Origin of the sequence: Streptomyces albidus (ex Kaewkla and Franco 2022) (assembly GCF_013870515.1) — a bacterium.
Lineage (GTDB): Bacteria > Actinomycetota > Actinomycetes > Streptomycetales > Streptomycetaceae > Streptomyces > Streptomyces albidus.
Window position 1 is genome coordinate 1 of the sequence record NZ_JACBXA010000120.1, and the last position, 17,337, is coordinate 17,337.

The following is a 17,337-nucleotide window of genomic DNA, read 5'->3' on the forward strand; positions in this document are numbered from 1 at the left end:
CGACAACCGGTCCCGCGCGGGCTACGTCGCCTACTTCTCCGACCCGGCCAACGCGACGCGTACCGCCGTCTCCTTCGTCGCGGAGGTCGTCCGCGAGCTGGTGCAGTCGACCCGGGCGCGGTTCAGCGGCCGTCGGCCGCGCGTCTCACGGGGCGGGCTCTACCCCTTCATCCGTGCCTTCGCCACGGTCGTGCAGCGTGACGTGGTCGTCGCGGCCGTACTGGGGGACGTCTTCAGCGGCCGTACCGCCGTCTTCGCCGACCTCGTGGCCTACGACGAGGTGGCACACCACTCGGGGCCCGGCGGGCATGACGCCCAGCAGGTGCTGCGCCGCCTCGACCGGTCGCTCGCGCTGATCACCAAGGCGGTCCAGCGGGCCCCGCGTCCGTACCGCGTCGTGCTGCTCTCCGACCACGGCCAGAGCGAGGGAGCGACCTTTCGCGACGCCTACGGGCTGACTCTCGAGGACCTGGTGCGGGCCGGCTGCGGGCTTCCCGTCTCGCGGCGTGTGGTCCGCACGCCGAGCGGTGCGGAGGCGCGTGCGGCAGCTCGGGCCGCGCTGCACAGGCCGGAGGTTCACCCGCACGACGGGGAGCGCACACCGTCCAAGAGCGCGGGGCCGCTCGTCCTGGCCTCCGGCAACCTCGGTCTCGTCTCGTTCCCCGACGTGCCGGACCAGATGTCGCTGGAGCAGGTGGAGAAGCGGTATCCGGCACTTCTGCGTACGCTCGCCGACCACCCGGGCATCGGGTTCCTGCTGCTGCGCAGCGAGCAGCACGGCCCCGTGGTCCTCGGCCGGGACGGGGCCGAACACCGCCTGAACACCGGCGAGATCATCGGCGGGAGCGACCCCCTGGAGCCGTTCGGTCCGGGTGCGGCGCAGACCGTGCGCCGTACGGCAGGGTTCCAGAACGTGCCGGACATCATGATCAACTCTGTGGTCGACGCGGAGGCCGGAACGGTTCACGCCTTCGAGGAGCAGATCGGCTCGCACGGCGGGCTGGGCGGTGAGCAGAACCACGCGTTCCTGCTCTCGCCGGTGGAACTGTCCGCTCCGACCGACGGCGAGGAACTGGTCGGGGCCGAGCGCGTGCACCTCGTACTGCGCCGCTGGCTGAACGAGTCGGCCGGCTGCTTCGTCCCGTCGCCCAAGTCCGGCGACGCGTCGCAGGCGGCCGAGGAGGAGTTCCCGGCACCTCACCCCGCGTGACGGGCAGCTGAGGACCGCGGCGCATTGTGACGTTTCCCGGTGACCTCTCATCGCGGTAGGCGATCGCTGAGCCGGCGCCCCCTGCGGGAGCACCGGCTCAGCGGAGCGAGGCGTCAGGACGTGCGGCCGTCAGCTCCCGACCGCAGGGGCACCCCCACCTCGTGCAGGTGGCGGAGCGCCTCACGCCACGAGGCGACGAGCCCCGTCTCGTGGTAGCCGACGCCGAGTTCGGCACAGTAGTCGCGCACGATGACCTGCGCGCGGCGCAGATGCGGCGACGGCATGCTCGGGAAGAGGTGGTGCTCGATCTGGTAGTTGAGCCCGCCCAGCGCGATGTCGGTGAACGGTCCGCCCCGTACGTTGCGGGAGGTGAGCACCTGCCGGCGCAGGAAGTCCGGACGGTCCTCACCGGTGAGCGTGGGCATGCCCTTGTGGTTGGGGGCGAAGATGGACCCGAGGTAGACGCCGAAGACGGCCTGGTGCACGAAGAGGAACGCCAGCGCCGTCGTGGGCGGCAGCACGAGGAAGAGCGCTGCCAGGTACCCGCCGAGGTGTGCGAAGAGCAGCGTGCCCTCCAACACGCGCTTCTTCATGTGCCGTTCGCGCAGCGCCCGGATGCTCGAGACGTGGAGGTTGAAGCCTTCGAGCGTGAGAAGCGGGAAGAAGAGCCCGGCCTGGTGCCGCCCGATGAAGCGCGGCAGACCCTTCGCGGCGCGGGCCTGGTCCTGCGACCAGACGAGGATGTCGGGGCTGACGTCCGGGTCCAGCTCCTCGTGGTTCGGGTTGGCGTGGTGCCGCGTGTGCTTGTTCATCCACCAGCCGTAGGACATCCCGATGCCGAGGTTGCCGACGAGGCGCCCGCCGACCTCGCTCGCCCTGCGCCGGGTGAAGACCTGGCGGTGGGCGAGATCGTGCGCCGCCAGGGCGAGTTGCCCGAAGACCAGACCGAGGAAGACGGCGACCGCCATCTGCCACCAGGTGTCGCCGAGCACGAAGAACGCCGTCCAGCCCGCCGTGAGTGCCACACCCACGAGCGTCAGCCGCAGCGTGTAGTAGCCCGGCCGGCGTCTGAGGAGCCCGGCCTCGGCGATGCGCCGGGAGAGCTCGGCGAAGTCGCTGCCCCGTTCGGTCCGTTCGGTGCCGCGGGGTGACGGTGCGGTGGGCACCGGGGTCGCTGTCGTCATGTGAACAAGCCTCGTGGTGGGGGCTCTTCGCCGACAGCCGCGCAGCCCGCCTCCCGGCAGGGGTGCAGACCGCATGAGGGGGGTGTCGCTGGGTGCACCCCCGCACCGGGGGTCGCCCGCGGATCAGAAGTCCTGCGAGGACTCCGACCCGTAGTGGCCAGTGCCCTGCATCCGTTGGAGGTGGAGGTGACGGGAGAGCCGGAGCACCGGCCTGACCAGCAACTCCACGCTGCCGAAGACGAAGCACCAGGTGCCCGGGGTCTGCCATTCGGGAGAGAAGAACATGACGCTGCCGATGAGGAACCACACGGCGATGAGGATGTCGTTGGCGATGGACGCCACCTCGTAGCGCTGCCGGATCACCAGCTCTTCCTTGCCCACGTGCAGCGTCAGCGCGTTGGGTCCTGGCTCTCGCGGCCCGTTCTCGGACACCCTCGGTCTCCCGTCACCCGTCGTGGGTCCAGCTCAGCAGCTCCGGCTCCCGCAAGGTGTTGATGACGCGCTCGGCCGGCACGCCGCACTCCACTGCGCGTACGCAGCCGTTCATCTGCCAGTCGAGCTGGCCCGGGGCGTGCGCGTCGGTGTCGATGGAGAAGAAGACCCCGGCGTCCACCGCCCGGCGCAGCAGACGGCGCGGCGGATCGAGCCTTTCCGGGCGGCAGTTGATCTCCACGGCGGTGCCGGACTCGGCACACGCGGCGAAGACCGCGTCCGCGTCGAACTCCGACTCCGGGCGGCTCGAGCGCAGCCTGCCCGTGCAGTGGCCCAGCACGTCGACCAGCGGGTTGCGGACGGCCGCGAGCATCCGCCGCGTCATCTCCGCCCTGGGCATCCTCAGCTTGGAGTGCACGGACGCGACCACCACGTCGAGCCCGGCGAGCAGCTCCTCCTCCTGGTCCAGGGAGCCGTCGAGGAGGATGTCGCACTCGATGCCGGTCAGCAGCCGGAACGGTGCCAGCTGTTCGTTGACCTCCGCGACCACCTCCAGCTGTGCGCGCAGCCGCTCGGGGGAGAGTCCGCGTGCGACGGTCAGCCGGGGCGAGTGGTCGGTCAGCACCGCCCATTCGTGGCCGAGCTCCTTGGCCGCGCGGGCCATCGTCTCGATCGGGCTGCCGCCGTCGGACCAGTCGGAGTGCAGGTGGCAGTCGCCGCGCAGCGCCGAGCGAAGGCGGACGGCCTCCTCGGCGTACGGGGCCTGACGTTCCGCCTCGGCTTCGGTCTCGGCCTCCGTCTCCAGCTTCGCGAGGTACTGCGGGACCTCGCCGCGCAGCGCTTCCCGTACGACCTGTGCGGTCTTGGGCCCCACCCCTTTGAGCGACTCCAGGCTCCCGGCGGCGGCACGCTGCTCCACTTCCTGTGCCGTCAGGCCCGCCAGCACGTCCGACGCGGTACGGAAGGCCCGCACCCGGTACGTCGGCGCCTGCCCGCGCTCCAGCAGAAAAGCGATCCGGTCCAGTGCCGTCTGCGGGTCCACCAATGCCTCCGGGGGGATGCGTTCGGGTGTCCCCGTCGTCCGTAGGGGGACAGTCCTCCCCCTACGGTGACTCACCGGCCGCGCCGGTGCGCGCCGGAGCCGTCGAGAGCCACGCCGCGGTGTCGGCGGGCAGCCGTCCTCCGGACGTCGGACCGCTGGCCAGCAGCACCTTCGCGTCCTCGGGGAGAAGCAGTTCTCCGGGACCGAAATTGACCATGCACCGCATCCCCGTGCCGCGGTCGAACGCGAGGTGCGAGGCGCCGGACTCGGACAGCAGCCGCAGCGGCCCTCCGCCCGTCGCGGGATGTTCCCGGCGGATGCGGAGCGCCTCCCGGTAGAGGGCGAGCACGGAATCCGGGTCGTCCTGCTGTGCCCGTACGGTGAGCGCGCCCCAGTCCTCCGGCTGGGGGAACCAGCACTCCGAGGGCGCCGCCGTGGAGAAGCCGTACGGGGGAGCCGTCCCGGACCAGGGCAGCGGCACGCGGCAGCCGTCCCGCCCGCGCTCGGTGTGCCCGGAGCGTTCCCAGACGGGGTCGCGCAGCCGGTCGTCGGGCAGCTGAGCCTGCGGCAGGCCCAGCTCCTCGCCCTGGTAGACGTAGGCCGTTCCGGGCAGCGCCAGCATCAGCAGCGCCGCCGCCCGTGCCCGCCGCATCCCGGTGCTGCCGCCGCCGAAGCGGGTGACGGGGCGTACGGAGTCATGGCTGGAGAGGACCCAGGTGACGGGCGCACCCACCGACTCCATCGCCCGTGCCGAGTCCTCGATGACGCGGTGCAGGGCGGCCTGGTCCCAATCGCACTCCAGGAAGGCGAAGTTGAAGCTCTGCTGCATCTCGTCCGGACGGACGTAGCGGGCCAGGCGCCCCGGTTCGAAGACGGCCGCCTCGGCGACGAGCAGCCGGTCGTGGGCGGCGGCGGAGCCGGGCGGTCCCTCGGGGTGAGCGGCCAGCAGGGCACGCCAGCTCCGGTAGAGGGGGTGCAGCTCCTCCTGGTCGTAGTAGGGCATCAGGTGGTTGCGCAGCGGATCCTGGTGCTGCCCGGGTCCGGCGTCGGGCAGACCGCGGGCCTTGAACAGCGCGTGGGCGACGTCCACACGGAAGCCGTCGACGCCGTGATCCAGCCACCAGCGCATGACTCGCTCGAACTCGGCGGGCACCTCCGGATTGCGCCAGTCCAGGTCCGGCTGCTCGGGAGCGTGCAGGTGCAGATACCACTCGCCGTCGGGGACCCGGGTCCAGGCCGGGCCGCCGAAGGCGGAGCACCAGTCGTTGGGCGGCTCCTCGCCGTGCGGACCGCGGCCCGCACGGAAGATGTAGCGGGCCCTGGCCGGGTCTCCGGCAGGTGCGCCGAGAGCCGCACGGAACCAGGGGTGTTCGGAGGAGGTGTGGTTCGGGACGAGGTCGACGAGCACGCGCAGCCCCAGGGCGTGCGCTTCGGCCGTGAGCGCGTCCAGGTCCTCGACCGTGCCCACGTCCCGTGCCACGCCTGTGGGGTCGCTGATGTCGTAACCGGCGTCGACCAGCGGCGAGGGGCAGAACGGCGTGAGCCACAGGGCGTCCACACCGAGGTCACGCAGGTGGGGCAGGCGCGCCCGCGCTCCGGCGAGGTCGCCCACCCCGTCGCCGTCGGAGTCCGCGAACGAGCGGGGGTGGATCTCGTAGCAGACGGCGTCCCGCCACCAGGCGTCACGCGTCACGAAGCCCCCCGCCCGTCCTCGACGTGGTGTGCGGTCACTCCGTCCGTTCCAGACGGGCGACGCCGATGTGCGCGTCCGCCATGCCGTAGAAGACGTACCGGACGCCGTCGATCTCCTCGATGGCCGTGGGGAAGACGACGTTGGGCACCGTGCCCGAACGCTCCTCCTCCGTCTCCGGGGCCATCAGCGGCTCCGAGGAGCGGGCGAGCACCTTCGCCGGGTCCGCCGGGTCGAGGATCATCGCGCCGGCCGCGTAGCTGACGTGCTGGTTCGGTACGAAGGGGTCCTTGATGCTGCCGGACACGCCGTGGTGGATGAGCAGCCAGCCCTCCTCGACCTGGATCGGCGCCGGGCCGGCACCGATCTTCAGGCTCTCCCAGGGGTGTTCGGACAGTGCGACGAGCCGGTGGTTCCGCGGCCTGGTCAGCGCGGTGATGTCCGCCTCCGCCTCGGCGACGGGGACGTAGGAGATCCAGATGCCGGGACGTTCGTCGCTCACGCCGGCCGGCAGGTGCACGCCCTCACCGGGGCGGAACCAGGCCAGATCCCACATGGGCCGGTGCAGCATCGCGTAGGCGGGCTCCCCGTCCGGGCCCGGGACCGGGACGGGGAAGTGCACGACGTCCTTGTTGGGGAAGAGGTTGAGGTCGGTGTCCAGGTCGGGCTGGTAGGCGAACTGGAGCGGCCCCAGGCGCCTCCACTCCCTGAGGTCGGACGAGACGGCGAGCGCCGGCTTCGGCCCGAGCGGGCCGTAGGCCACGTACGACATCACGTACTGCCCGAGGCTCGGGATCCACGTCACCCGCGGATCCTCGACCCCGGCGTTGTTCGTGCCCCGCTCCCAGCCGGCGTCGGGTGCCAGGACCACGCCGCGCCGGGCGACGCCGGTCGGCACGCCCTCGGTCAGGGTCACCTCGGCGAGGCCGACACGGGAGACGTTGCCCTCCGCCACGAGCCTCGGCAGCAGGTGCAGGGCGCCGTCCTCGGTACGTCCGGACGCGGGGTTGAGCACACCCTCCGCCTCCAGGGGATCCCCCGGAGAGGGCGACATGACGACACCCTCCCGGACGAGCCGGTACGGGATGTGAGTCGGGTCGGTGTGAGTGGTGCGGTCGTGCACGGTGCGATCAGCCCTTTATTCCGGAGTCGATGTTCGTCTGTGTGAAGTGGCGCTGGAAGAGGAGGAAGAGCACGACTGCGGGGGCAGCCAGAACGCATGCCCCGGCCATGAGGGCCCCCGCCGGGTTCTCGACGGTGCCGCGCAGATTGCTCATGAAGCCCGCCAGGGAGACGGCGAGCGGCTGCATGGAGGCGTCCTTGGTCACCAGGAACGGCCAGAGGAACTCGTTCCAGGGGCCGATGAAGGTGAGCAGCGTGCCGGTGAGCAGCGCGGGACGGGCCATGGGGATGGCGACGCGCCACAGGATGCGCAGTTCGCCGGCGCCGTCGATGCGTGCCTGCTCGAAGAGTTCGGGGGGCATCTGCAGGAAGAACTGGCGGAAGAGGAAGACGGCGGTGGAGTTGATCGCGAAGGGCAGGATCATCCCCAGATAGCTGTCGCCCAGTCCGTAGTCCCGCACCACCAGCACGTACAGCGGCAGCATCAGCAGCTGGAACGGCACGGTCTGCACGAGGAGCAGCGAGGCGAAGAGCGTGCCGCGGCCGCGGAAGTGCAGCCGGGCGAGGGCGTATCCGGCGAGTACGCCCAGTACGAGGGTGCACAGCAGCACGCCCATCGTGAAGATGCCGGAGTTGATCAGCGAAGTGCCCAGCGAGATGGCGGTGTTGATGGCCTCGTAGTTCTGCGTCCCGCTGGTGCCCGGGCGAGGGATCGCCGATCCCAGGTCGCCCGTGGTCGCCTTCTGCAGCGACTCGCCGAACATGTAGAGGAACGGGAAGAGGAAGACGACGGCGCCCAGCAGGAGCACCAGCAGGCTCAGTGGACGGCGGGCGGAACCGCGACTCGGATTCATGGCTCAGGCCCCCTTCTTGTCGTTCTTCTCGGTGAACCTGCGGGCGATCAGGGAGAGCGTCACCACGAAGAGCACGAGCACGACGCCGAGCGCGGCCGCGAAGTCGGGGTGAGCCTGCTCGATGCCCTTCTGATAGAGGATCAGCACCGGTGAGGCCGAGGCGTGATCGGGTCCGCCGCCGCCGGTGAGCAGGTACGGCTCGGTGAAGAGGTTGGAGCCGGTGATGATGGCCAGCACCGTGACGAGGGTGGTGGCATGACGTACGCCGGGCACGGTCACCGTCAGGAAGGTCCTCACGCGACCCGCGCCGTCGACGGCAGCCGACTCGTACAGCTCCCCGGGCACGCTCTGCAGCGCGGCCAGATAGAGCATCACGAAGAAGCCCAGTCCCTTCCAGGTGACGAACACCGCCACGACCGGCATCGCCAGCGTGGAGTTGACCAGCCATGAAGGGTCGGGTGCGAGGTCGCCCAGCAGCTTGTTGACCAGTCCGTCGGTGCCGAAGAGGAACGACCACACCGCCACCAGGGCCACGCTCGCGGTGACGTACGGCAGGTAGTACGCGGCACGGAAGAAGGAGCGCAGCGGCAGCTTCGCGTTGAGCGCCGATGCCAGTGTGAGAGACAGCAGCACGGTCAGCGGCACGTTGATGACGAGGAAGATGCCGATGTTGAGGAAGGAGCGCAGCACCACCGGATCGGTGAGCACGTCCACGTAGTTGGCCAGCCCGACCCACGGTGCGTCCACGTCGGCGCCGGGCGCCGTGAAGTAGAAGCGGTGGAAGGACATCCACACCGTGTAGCCGAGCGGCACGGCGAAGACCACGAGCAGGAACAGTGCGTACGGCGAGACGAACAGGGCGCCCAGCGACGGGCGGCGCGGACGGTGCCCGCCGCCCTGGGAGCGCGACGGGTGCCCGCCGCTCTGAGGGCGCGGCCGGTGCCCGCTGCCCTGCGAGCGCGATATGAGGGGGAGACTCATCAGGGGACCTCAGTATTCGTCAAGGATCGTGGAGATGTCGCGGGAGGCGTCGCGCAGCGCGCCCTCGGGCCTCTCCCGGCCGAAGACGACGGACGCGGTCCACCTGTCACGCAGCGCCTGCCACATATCGATGGAGCCGGCGACGCTGGGGACCTCGACCGTGCGGTCGGCCTGTTCGGCGTACTTCTTGTAGCCGGGGTTCTTCTCGAAGTAGGACCGGTACTCGTCCAGCAGGTCCGGGCGCATCGGCATCTGGCCGGTGTCCTTCAGGAACGCTCCGTCCTGCTTCTTCGACGTCGCGAACTTCAGCACGTCCCAGGCCGTGGCCCGGTTCCTGCAGGCGCTGAACATCGAGACGGACTTCTCGTCCGAGAACGTGCTGGTCTCCTTGAGCGACCGGCCCTCGGAGGTCGGCACCGGCACGACGCCCCAGTCGATGCTGTCCTTGTACGCCGCCACGGCCCACGGCCCGGCGATGGTCATCGCGGACTTGCCCGCGGCCATGGCGTCGCCCGGGAAGGCCTCCTGCGGCGCCAGCTTCTCCCGGTAGACCGTGCGCCAGAAGTTCGCGACGCGGCGCCCGGCAGGAGTGTCGAACTGCGGCTTGCCGTCCTTCACGAGCTGCTTGCCGTCGCTCTCCGCGATGAAGGACGGGTAGAAGTCGAACCAGGACTGGAAGAACTCGGAGCTGGGCGCCGGCCAGATCGCCGCCTTGGCGGCACCGCTGCGGACGATCTTGCGCGAGCTGTCCAGGAAGTCCTTGTACGTGGACAGCTTCGGGTGCTCGGGATCGAGTCCGGCCTTCTTGAAGTGCTTCTTGTTGTAAAGGATCATCACCGGGTTGCTCTTCCACGGCAGCTGGTAGAACTTGCCGTCCTCCGAGCGGTATTGAGCGGCGCGCTCTCCCGTACGGGAGGTGACGTAGCGCTCCCCGCCGGGGAAGTCGTCGAGCGGGACGAGTCCGGCCTGCTTCTGGAACTGGGGCACCGAGGCGGGTGAGGCGTTGAAGACCAGGCAGGCGCTGTTGCCGGCGATGATCGAGGCGCTCAGCGCCTCCTCGGAGGTCTTGCCCGCGGGTATCTGCTGGGCCTTGATCCGCTCCTTCGGGTGCGCCTTGTTCCACTCGGCGACCATCTTCTCGCCCCAGACGACCTCTTGGGCGTTGTTCGACAGCCACACGGTGATGGGCCCTCGTGCCGAGGCTGCCTTTGCGCTGTCGGGCGCCGTTCGGGCACAGCCCGCGCTCGCACCCGCCAGCGCGAGCGCCAGCAGCGCCGCTCCCGTCTTCCTCAGCAAGGCTCTCTCCGTACTGTCGGTCGGATCGTGGTGCGTTCGGACTTTCGGCCTGGCCCTCCCGCGGGTGCGGGCCCCATGGACGCGCGCGGCAGCAACTCGGCGGGGGCGAGCTCGACATCGTCGGCACGGCCGTCCTTGATGACCGCGTCCAGCGCGCGCGCCGCCGCCGCACCCCAGCCCAGTGCGTCCGCGCGTGCGGAGGCGAGAGGCGGGTGCGTGTAGGCGGCCAGCGGGGTGTCGTCGTAGCCGACGACGGACACGTCTTCCGGTACGGCCAGGCCCAGTTGGTGCGCCACGGCGAGACCGGCGGTGGCCGACAGGTCGTTTGCGTAGACGATCGCGGTGGGCCTGTCCCGGGCGTCGGCCGCCAGCAGTTCCCGGGTGGCGGCGGCGCCGCCGTCGGCGGTGAACCCGCCGGGCAGTACGGGGCCGGGAGTCAGCCCCGCCGCCCGTACGGCCAGTTCCCACGACTCCTGTCGTCGCCGTGAGTGCCGGAACTCCTGCGGCCCGGCCACGTGGGCGATGTGTCGGTGGCCCAGCTCCACCAGGCGCTCCACGGCGGAGGTGAAGGCGGGCCGGTCGTCCAGGCCGACCGCGCACAGCCCCTGCGCGCACTCCGGATCGCCCACCACCACTGCGGGGAGGCGGAGTTCGGAGGTCAGCGCCGGGCGGGGGTCGTCGATGCGCATGTCGGTGAGCAGCACGCCGTCGACCCGGCGGTCGGCCGCCAGCCGCGTGTAGGCGGCTGCTTCGTCGTCGGGGCCGGTGACGTGCAGTACGAGGGAGTCCCCGCGCGGCGAGAGCACCGACTCGACACCGGCTATGAACGCGGGGAAGAACGGGTCGGCGCCGATGGCGTCCGTCTCCCGGGTCAGCACGAGGCCGAACGCGCCGGCCTTGCCGTGTGAGAGCGCCTGCGCGGGGCGGCTCGGCCGCCAGCCGAGTTCGGCGGCGGCGGCCAGGATGCGTGACTTGGTCTCCTTGGCCAGGCCCGGGCGCCCGTTGAGCGCGAACGAGACCGCGCTGGGGGAGACCCCCGCCAGTTTCGCCACGTCCGCGATCGTGGGACGCCGATCCCGTGCTGCCATGAACTCAAGTCCGTCCGTACGCCGATGAGTTGCGCGTTATATGTTGTTTAAACCGCTTTAACGACCGCGCAATGACTGCACTCAACCGGATCCCTGTGACACGTGTCAACGGTTCTGCGCGTGCGACTTCACCGGCCACGCGGCCGGGGACGCCTCCCTTACCTCGCAGGTAATCGACCCGTCAGGGGGCGCCGCCCAGGCTTGGAGGAGGCGGCCCCGGACCGGCGCACTCCGGCCCGGGGCCCGTCCATACCTTGATCGTCGACCGAGGGAGCACGCCATGAACCGCTACGAGTCCGCCGTCGCCCGCTACTTCGAGGCCTGGAACGCCGAAGCGCCCGAGCAGCAGGAGAAGAGCGTCGCCGCCGCCTGGGCCCTGGACGGCTCCTACACCGACCCTCTCGCCGACGCACGGGGCCACGAGGAACTGGCCGCTGTGATCGCCGCCGTGCGCGAGCAGTTCCCCGGCTTCACCTTCGTGCACACCGGCGCGGTGGACGGCCACCACGACACCGCACGCTTCACCTGGGAACTGCGGGCGCCCCGGGGGAGCTCCGACGCGGGCGACGGCGAAGCCGCGCCCGTCGCCGGATCCGATGTGATCACGCTTGCCGGTGACGGTCGGATCCGGTCCGTGCTGGGCTTCCTCGACCGGGTTCCGGGGGGCGCTTCCCCGGCATGAGCGACCGCCCTCCTACGGCATGAGGAGCCGGAGGTTCTCCGCCGTCTCCGGCTCCGCCGGCAGGAACGTCTCGATCGCCAGCTCGGAGACGGTGACGTCCAGCGGGGTGTTGAAGGTGGCGATGGTGGACAGGAACGAGAGCCTGCGCCCCTCGTGCTCGATCACCATCGGAAGCGCGAACGGGCTGTCCCGGCCGGCCCGTTCCTCCCCGCCCGGCGGTACGGGGAAGGCCGAGACCTCCTCGTACAGCTCCCGCAGAGGTTGGAAGCGGAGCAGCGCCAGCTGCCGTTCCATCTGCCTCAGCAGATGGTCGCGCCACTCGCGGAAGTTGAGGATGTGCGGGGCGAGGCCCTCGGGGTGGAGGGTGATGCGCATGGCGTTGACCGGCGGCTCCAGCAGCCGGGCGGAGACCCCTTCGAGCAGCATGCCGATGGCGCGGTTCGCGGCGAGCACCTGGTACGTGCCGTCCACCGCCAGCGCCGGGTACGGCTCGTAGGCGGCCACCATCCGCTCCAGGTCCGCCCGCAGGGGCGCCAGGGCGGGGGAGGCGAGAGGTGTCTCGGCGTACTGCGGGGAGTGACCCGCGGAGACCAGCAGCGCGTTCTGCTCCCTGACCGGTACGTCCAGATGCTCCGCCAGCCGCAGCACCATGCCGCGGCTGGGCCGGCAGCGACCCGTCTCGATGAAGCTGATGTGCCGGGACGAGGAGTCGGCACGCAGCGCGAGGTCGAGCTGGCTCAGGCCTGCACGCTCGCGCCAACTGCGCAGCAGGGGGCCCACCGTGCTGGGAGCACCGTTCCCGTGGCCGTCGGCGGGGATGTCGCGCGCTGCGGTGGTCATGCGAAGAGCCTAGGGCGTCTCCGGCACCGGGACGGCGGCCGGACCGGGCCCGCCCGCAGGGAAGCCGGAACGGCGAGGAGCCCGTGCACGGCCGCCGGGTATCTCCCCGGGGCGGCGGCTCCCGGTTGCGACGGCTGCGCCGCCGGTCTCCTCCGGAGAGAATCGGAGACACGTCCGTTCCCGCCGTCCGCAGGAGTCGCCCCGTGTCCATCCGCCGCGTCATGCCCGACATCCGGTCCGAGGCCATGGAGGAGAGCCGGGACTTCTACGGCCTCCTCGGATTCGAGGAGGTCATGAACCTCGGCTGGGTCATGACCCTCGCCTCTCCTTCCAACCCCACGGCGCAGGTCACGTTCATGAGCCACGACGAGACCGCGCCCGTCGTGCCCGACATGAGCGTCGAGGTGGACGACGTGGATGCGGCCTACGCGGTGATGCGGGAGAGCGGCGCGGACATCGTGCACCCCTTGCAGGACGAGGAGTGGGGAGTGCGCCGGTTCTTCGTCCGCGACCCCAACGGCCGGGTGGTCAACGTCCTGAGCCACCCGTGACCGCGAAGGAACGCCGGGAGCGAGCCCCGCTTGATCCACGTCCTAGGGTGGGAAGCGGCGTCAACAGGAAGCGAGAGACACCTCATGGCCCCCGAAGCGCTGAGCCCGGAGCAGACCGCGGAAGCACTGGCCGGGCTGCCCGGCTGGACGACCGACGGCGACAGCATCGCCCGGACCTACTCCTTCGCCAAGCACCTGCCCGCCGCCGCGATGGTCATCCATGTGGCCGCGATCCAGGAGGAGCTGAACCACCACTCCGAGATGGCGCTGGGCTACAACAAGCTGTCGGTCACGGTGAACACGCACAGTGCCGGAGGGCGCGTGACGGAGAAGGACATCGAACTGGCCCGCCGTATCGAGGACGTCGCCGCCGGGCACGGCGCGAGCTGACGGCAGAGGCCTGCCGGCCGAAGGCGGGGCACTGGCGCCCGCCTTCGACCCGCCGGTCCGTAAGACCACCGGGCACCCCGGGGACGCTGTCACACCGTCAGCGTGCGGGGACCGCGTGCGGTCAGGCGTACACCTGCACGGAGTTCGTCGACGTGAGGCTCGTCCAAAGGCCCGTGCTGCAGTTGTTGACGTCGAGGTTCCACGCCACGCTTCCCGTGCCGTTCGACCCTGTGAACCCCTTGACCCCCGCACCGCCCGTCTGGCAGTTCACCACGGTGTAGTCGCCGATGAGGTTGGCCACGTTGTACGTGCCGTAGCGGTAGAAGCTGTACACCATCGGGTGGTTGGGGCTGCCGTCCCAGATGTCGCCCTTGTAGATGCAGACGTAGCCCGAGCTGCAGGGGGCCGTCCGCGCCTCGTGGGCGGGCGAGGGCGCGGCGGACGCCGTCGAGGCGGTGGTGCACACCGCGGCACCCGCCAGCGCGAACGCGCCGACTGCCGCGGCGGCGCGACGGCGCCATCGTCTGGTCGTAGAGGTGCGGCTCGTCATGGTGTCCTCCATGGAGTCGGTGGTCCGGGGCCGGGCCCCGGACGGGGCCGCTCGCACACTGCGCGCTTGCGGGTTCCGTCGCGGAGTCGGTGATCTGACGCGACATTAGGTGATAGCGATAATCAGGCGCTGAATGGTGATCAATCCCCCAACTCGATGTGCACAGGGTCGAGTTGACCGTAGCCGTAGCCGTAGCCGTAGCCGTAGCCGTAGCCGCAGTCGCCTCGCCGCCGTGCCCTTCCGCAGGACGAGCAGCGCCTCGACCGGACCGACCCGCGTCCGCGTCCAGGGGGGCTGTGAGCCCTCGCCCACGAAAAACGGGTCTCTGCCAGGACTTTCGTCCCTGGCAGAGACCCGTTTCGCCGGTTCACTCAGCCGGTGCTGAGAGTCAGGCCGTACGTCGTCAGCGGTTCGGCCACCGGCTGGTAGTAGGTGGAACCACCGGTGGAGCAGTCGCCGGAGCCGCCCGAGGTCATCCCCTGCGCCTGGTCGCCGGAGATGAACGACCCGCCGGAGTCGCCCGGTTCGGCGCACACCGAGGTACGCGTCAGGCCCTGCACCGTGCCCTCCTCGTAGGTGACGGTGGCGTCGTGGTGCTCGATGGTGCCGCAGCGCCAGCCGCTGGTGGAGCCCGAGCGGCAGACCGAGGAACCGGAGGGCACCTGCTGCGATCCGGAGACCGTCACGTTCGCGCCGCCGGGGCCCTTCACGTAGGGCGTCGCCCTCCAGTCGCTGTTCGCCTCCACCCAGCCGTAGTCGTTCCCGGGGAAGGAGCGGCTCTGGACGGTGCCCTGGGCCGCGCGGTTGTGACCCGTGGTCTTCGCCCCGGCCTTGCCGCAGTGTCCGGCCGTCACGAAGCCCTGCTGCGTGCCCTTGGTGACGGCGAAGCCGATGGAGCAGCGGGTGGAGCCGTTGGAGTAGTACGCGTCGCCGCCGCGCAGGTCGTCGGCGTAGGTGCGGGGCTGCTCGGCGGACTGCGTCACCCGGACCACCGTGGAGGACGCACCGCTGCGAGCGAGGAAGTCCTTCGCGGCGGCGGGTTCCTCCGCTCGTACGACCACGCTGTTGGTGCGCACGTCCACCGCCCAGATCGAGGTGCCGCGCGGTGCCCGCGTCCGGGCCGTACGGTCGAGCGCGTTCTTCGCCTTCTCGAGCTCGGCGAGGCTGTGGTCGACCACCTGCGCGGTGGCGCCGGCGGCGGTGATGAGGGAGGTGTCGTTCCGGTCGGTGGTGGCCACGACGAGCTTCGAGGTCGAGCCGGTGACCCACGCGCCCCCGTACCGCGACCCCAGCTTCGTGCGCAGCGCCTTCTCGACCGCCACGGAACGCTGCTCGTTGGAGATCCTGGTCTTCGCGTCCGCCGGGGTGATGCCCAGGTCCCGGCTGACGCTCTTGAGCATTCCGGGGGCGATCTCGGGGGACGGCTCCGCGCCGTCCAGGGGAGTCTGTGCCCGGGGAGAGGGCTCCGCCGCGGCGGGAAGAGAGCCGATGACGAGGGCGCCGACGGCCACGGCCGTAGCGGCGAGGACGGGAACCTTACGGGGCATGGCGCTCTCTCCTCGTGTCGCTGATGCGCGGGCGTGATAGGCCCATGCCTCAGCGTCCGGCGAGCGACCGGGCGGCACCACCGGTGCGTGGACCAGATGGCCCACGGGACGGGGCACCCCGCGACCCCGGCAGGATGTCGCGGGGTGCCGCCCGGGCAGCGCCTGCCCCGAAGAGGGGGCGGCCCGGTGCCCCGAACGGGCGGGTAGCCCGTGCGGTGCGGATCAACCAGGCACCGCACGGACCGTCCCGCCCGTGACGCCTCCGTACTACTTGGGAGGCATCAGCACGGAGTCGATGATGTGCACCGTGGCGTTCGACGTCTCGACGTTGCCGCAGCCCACGGCGGCCTTGTCGTTGACCTTGTAGGAGTCACCGGAGCCGCTGGTGGTCAGCTCGTCCTTCTCCAGGGTCGGGTAGGAACCGTCGGCCAGCTTCTCCTTGGGGAGCGGCTTGCCCACCACGTGGTAGGTCAGGATCTTGGTGAGCGTCTTCTTGTCGCTGAGCACCTTCTCCAGGTCGGCCTTCGGGATCTTGTCGAAGGCGGCGTTGGTCGGCGCGAAGACGGTGATGTCCTTCGAGCTGTTCAGGGTGTCGACCAGACCGGCCTTCTTCACCGCGCTGACCAGGGTGGACAGTTCGGGGTTGTTGCTCGCCGCGGTGGCGACCGGGTCCTGGGCCATGCCCTGGAAGCTGCCCTTGCCGGTCTTGGGAACGGCCTTGCAGGCGGGGCCGAACTCGGCGCTCGCCGCCTCCGGCTTCGACTGCTTCGGGGCGGACTTCTTGCTGTCGGAGGCCTTGTCGCTCCCGCCGTCGTCGCTGGAGCAGGCGCTGATGCCCATGGGCAGCAGGGCCACAGCGGTGACGGCGACGACGGAACGGCGGATGCGTGAAGCGTTCATGGTGTCTCTCCTTGGGATTGGGAACTCCACGGCGGAGTCCCTGATTCGGCGAAGCGAGTGATCGCGGGGGAACGTGCGGGGCGGCGGTCACGTCATGTCACGTCGACCACCACCGAGTGCCGTCCGGTGGCGCCGTCGGGTACGGTCCCGACGCGCTCGGCGGTCTGCGTCCGGCCGTCCCGGTCCGTGGCCCGCACCTGGAGCCGGTGGCTGCCGGAAGTGGCACGCCACTCCCACACCCACTGCCGCCAGGTGTCGCGGCTGTCCTCGGCGGCCAGTTCGGCCCTGCGCCAGGGGCCGTCGTCGACGCGTACCTCGACGCGGTCGATGCCCCTGTGCTGCGCCCACGCGACGCCGGCGACCTGCACGGTGCCGGGCTTCAGGGACGCCAGCGGCCGGGGCGTGTCGATGCGGGACTGCGTCTTGACCGGTGCGTCGCGCGCCCAGTCACGCCTGACCCAGTAGACGTCGTAGTCGTCGAAGGTGGTCAGCTCCAGCTCCCGCAGCCATTTGCAGGCCGAGACGTAGCCGAAGAGACCGGGGACGACCATGCGGACGGGGAAGCCGTGCGTGAAGGGGAGCGGTTCGCCGTTCATGCCGACGGCGAGCATGGCGTCCCGGCCGTCCATGACCGTCTCGACGGGACTGCCCAGCGTCATCCCGTCCACGGAGCGGGCCACCAGCTGATCCGCCGGGCCGCCGCGGGACGGCGGCCGGACTCCGGCCTCCCGCAGCAGGTCCGCCAGCGGTACGCCGAGCCAGCGCGCGTTGCCCGCGTACGAGCCGCCGACCTGGTTCGAGACGCAGGTGAGGGTGATGTGCCGCTCGATCAGCTTCCTGTCCAGCAGGTCGTCGAAGGTCAGGGTCAACGGGCGGCGCACGCCGCGTCCGTGGACGCGCAGCGTCCAGCGGGAGACGTCGACGCGGGGGACGGTGAGCGCGGTGTCCACGCGGTAGAAGTCCTTGCTGGGCGTGACG

General features: G+C 70.7%; 18 protein-coding genes. 4 read left to right on the forward strand and 14 right to left on the reverse strand.

Going from position 1 to position 17,337, the window contains the following annotated elements; translation table 11 throughout:
- The coding region (locus H5J26_RS18090) for an alkaline phosphatase family protein (protein WP_181766924.1) at positions 1-1,210 on the forward strand (1,210 nt) is incomplete at its 5' end.
- Positions 1,211-1,323: 113 nt separating this feature from the next.
- On the opposite strand, the gene H5J26_RS18095 is transcribed toward H5J26_RS18090, so the two are convergent.
- From H5J26_RS18095 to H5J26_RS18135, 9 genes are all read right to left on the reverse strand, one after another.
- Entirely contained in the window at positions 1,324-2,394 is a 1,071-nt protein-coding gene (locus H5J26_RS18095; RefSeq protein ID WP_181766925.1) for a fatty acid desaturase family protein, read from the reverse strand.
- 123 nt (positions 2,395-2,517) lie between these two features.
- A complete protein-coding gene (locus tag H5J26_RS18100; protein ID WP_181766926.1) occupies positions 2,518-2,826 on the reverse strand; it encodes a YrhK family protein in 309 nt (102 codons plus the stop codon).
- Positions 2,827-2,839: 13 nt separating this feature from the next.
- Complete coding sequence (locus H5J26_RS18105) at positions 2,840-3,868, reverse strand: PHP domain-containing protein (protein ID WP_181766927.1); 1,029 nt, start codon at positions 3,866-3,868, stop codon at positions 2,840-2,842.
- 61 nt (positions 3,869-3,929) lie between these two features.
- A complete protein-coding gene (locus H5J26_RS18110; protein WP_181766928.1) occupies positions 3,930-5,561 on the reverse strand; it encodes a glycoside hydrolase family 13 protein in 1,632 nt (543 codons plus the stop codon).
- 34 nt (positions 5,562-5,595) lie between these two features.
- Positions 5,596-6,612 (reverse strand): glycosidase, encoded by a 1,017-nt coding sequence (locus H5J26_RS18115; protein WP_181766941.1) that lies wholly within the window; start codon positions 6,610-6,612, stop codon positions 5,596-5,598.
- A gap of 76 nt (positions 6,613-6,688) precedes the next feature.
- A complete protein-coding gene (locus H5J26_RS18120) occupies positions 6,689-7,534 on the reverse strand; it encodes a carbohydrate ABC transporter permease (protein ID WP_181766929.1) in 846 nt (281 codons plus the stop codon).
- 3 nt (positions 7,535-7,537) lie between these two features.
- Positions 7,538-8,515 (reverse strand): carbohydrate ABC transporter permease, encoded by a 978-nt coding sequence (locus H5J26_RS18125; RefSeq protein WP_181766930.1) that lies wholly within the window; start codon positions 8,513-8,515, stop codon positions 7,538-7,540.
- 9 nt (positions 8,516-8,524) lie between these two features.
- Positions 8,525-9,811: an extracellular solute-binding protein gene (locus tag H5J26_RS18130; protein ID WP_181766931.1), complete on the reverse strand. Its 1,287-nt coding sequence runs from the start codon at positions 9,809-9,811 to the stop codon at positions 8,525-8,527.
- Positions 9,805-10,899, reverse strand: coding sequence for a LacI family DNA-binding transcriptional regulator (locus tag H5J26_RS18135; protein ID WP_181766932.1), 1,095 nt, complete (start codon positions 10,897-10,899; stop codon positions 9,805-9,807). Before H5J26_RS18135 ends, H5J26_RS18130 begins: the two co-directional genes overlap by 7 nt.
- A gap of 280 nt (positions 10,900-11,179) precedes the next feature.
- On the opposite strand from H5J26_RS18135, the gene H5J26_RS18140 reads away from it, so the two are divergent.
- Positions 11,180-11,581, forward strand: a complete 402-nt coding sequence (locus H5J26_RS18140) for a nuclear transport factor 2 family protein (protein WP_181766933.1) — start codon at positions 11,180-11,182, stop codon at positions 11,579-11,581.
- A gap of 12 nt (positions 11,582-11,593) precedes the next feature.
- On the opposite strand, the gene H5J26_RS18145 is transcribed toward H5J26_RS18140, so the two are convergent.
- On the reverse strand, positions 11,594-12,421 hold the full coding sequence (locus H5J26_RS18145) for a helix-turn-helix domain-containing protein (protein ID WP_181766934.1): 828 nt from the start codon (positions 12,419-12,421) through the stop codon (positions 11,594-11,596).
- A gap of 203 nt (positions 12,422-12,624) precedes the next feature.
- Between H5J26_RS18145 and H5J26_RS18150 the strand changes: the two genes are divergently transcribed.
- The gene (locus H5J26_RS18150; protein ID WP_181766935.1) at positions 12,625-12,972 is read left to right on the forward strand and encodes a VOC family protein; all 348 of its coding nucleotides are present in this window, start codon (positions 12,625-12,627) and stop codon (positions 12,970-12,972) included.
- An 84-nt stretch (positions 12,973-13,056) separates the two neighbouring features.
- Entirely contained in the window at positions 13,057-13,362 is a 306-nt protein-coding gene (locus H5J26_RS18155) for a 4a-hydroxytetrahydrobiopterin dehydratase (protein ID WP_181766936.1), read from the forward strand.
- Between the two features lie 121 nt (positions 13,363-13,483).
- On the opposite strand, the gene H5J26_RS18160 is transcribed toward H5J26_RS18155, so the two are convergent.
- The 4 genes from H5J26_RS18160 to H5J26_RS18175 all read right to left on the reverse strand — a co-directional run.
- Positions 13,484-13,912, reverse strand: a complete 429-nt coding sequence (locus H5J26_RS18160) for a hypothetical protein (protein WP_181766937.1) — start codon at positions 13,910-13,912, stop codon at positions 13,484-13,486.
- Between the two features lie 371 nt (positions 13,913-14,283).
- Entirely contained in the window at positions 14,284-15,459 is a 1,176-nt protein-coding gene (locus H5J26_RS18165; RefSeq protein WP_181766938.1) for a S1 family peptidase, read from the reverse strand.
- A gap of 267 nt (positions 15,460-15,726) precedes the next feature.
- On the reverse strand, positions 15,727-16,359 hold the full coding sequence (locus tag H5J26_RS18170; protein WP_181766939.1) for a fasciclin domain-containing protein: 633 nt from the start codon (positions 16,357-16,359) through the stop codon (positions 15,727-15,729).
- A 92-nt stretch (positions 16,360-16,451) separates the two neighbouring features.
- Positions 16,452-17,337: molybdopterin-dependent oxidoreductase (locus H5J26_RS18175; protein WP_181766940.1), on the reverse strand; the 886-nt coding region annotated here is incomplete at its 5' end.

Excerpts from the sequence above, each read along its gene's own strand:
- H5J26_RS18135 (WP_181766932.1), bottom strand. The coding sequence starts at position 10,899 with ATGGCAGCACGGGATCGGCGTCCCACGATCGCGGACGTGGCGAAACTG.
- H5J26_RS18160 (WP_181766937.1), bottom strand. The coding sequence starts at position 13,912 with ATGACGAGCCGCACCTCTACGACCAGACGATGGCGCCGTCGCGCCGCC.
- H5J26_RS18140 (WP_181766933.1), top strand. The coding sequence starts at position 11,180 with ATGAACCGCTACGAGTCCGCCGTCGCCCGCTACTTCGAGGCCTGGAAC.
- H5J26_RS18155 (WP_181766936.1), top strand. The coding sequence starts at position 13,057 with ATGGCCCCCGAAGCGCTGAGCCCGGAGCAGACCGCGGAAGCACTGGCC.
- H5J26_RS18165 (WP_181766938.1), bottom strand. The coding sequence starts at position 15,459 with ATGCCCCGTAAGGTTCCCGTCCTCGCCGCTACGGCCGTGGCCGTCGGC.
- H5J26_RS18115 (WP_181766941.1), bottom strand. The coding sequence starts at position 6,612 with ATGTCGCCCTCTCCGGGGGATCCCCTGGAGGCGGAGGGTGTGCTCAAC.
- H5J26_RS18145 (WP_181766934.1), bottom strand. The coding sequence starts at position 12,421 with ATGACCACCGCAGCGCGCGACATCCCCGCCGACGGCCACGGGAACGGT.
- H5J26_RS18095 (WP_181766925.1), bottom strand. The coding sequence starts at position 2,394 with ATGACGACAGCGACCCCGGTGCCCACCGCACCGTCACCCCGCGGCACC.
- H5J26_RS18120 (WP_181766929.1), bottom strand. The coding sequence starts at position 7,534 with ATGAATCCGAGTCGCGGTTCCGCCCGCCGTCCACTGAGCCTGCTGGTG.
- H5J26_RS18125 (WP_181766930.1), bottom strand. The coding sequence starts at position 8,515 with ATGAGTCTCCCCCTCATATCGCGCTCGCAGGGCAGCGGGCACCGGCCG.
- H5J26_RS18170 (WP_181766939.1), bottom strand. The coding sequence starts at position 16,359 with ATGAACGCTTCACGCATCCGCCGTTCCGTCGTCGCCGTCACCGCTGTG.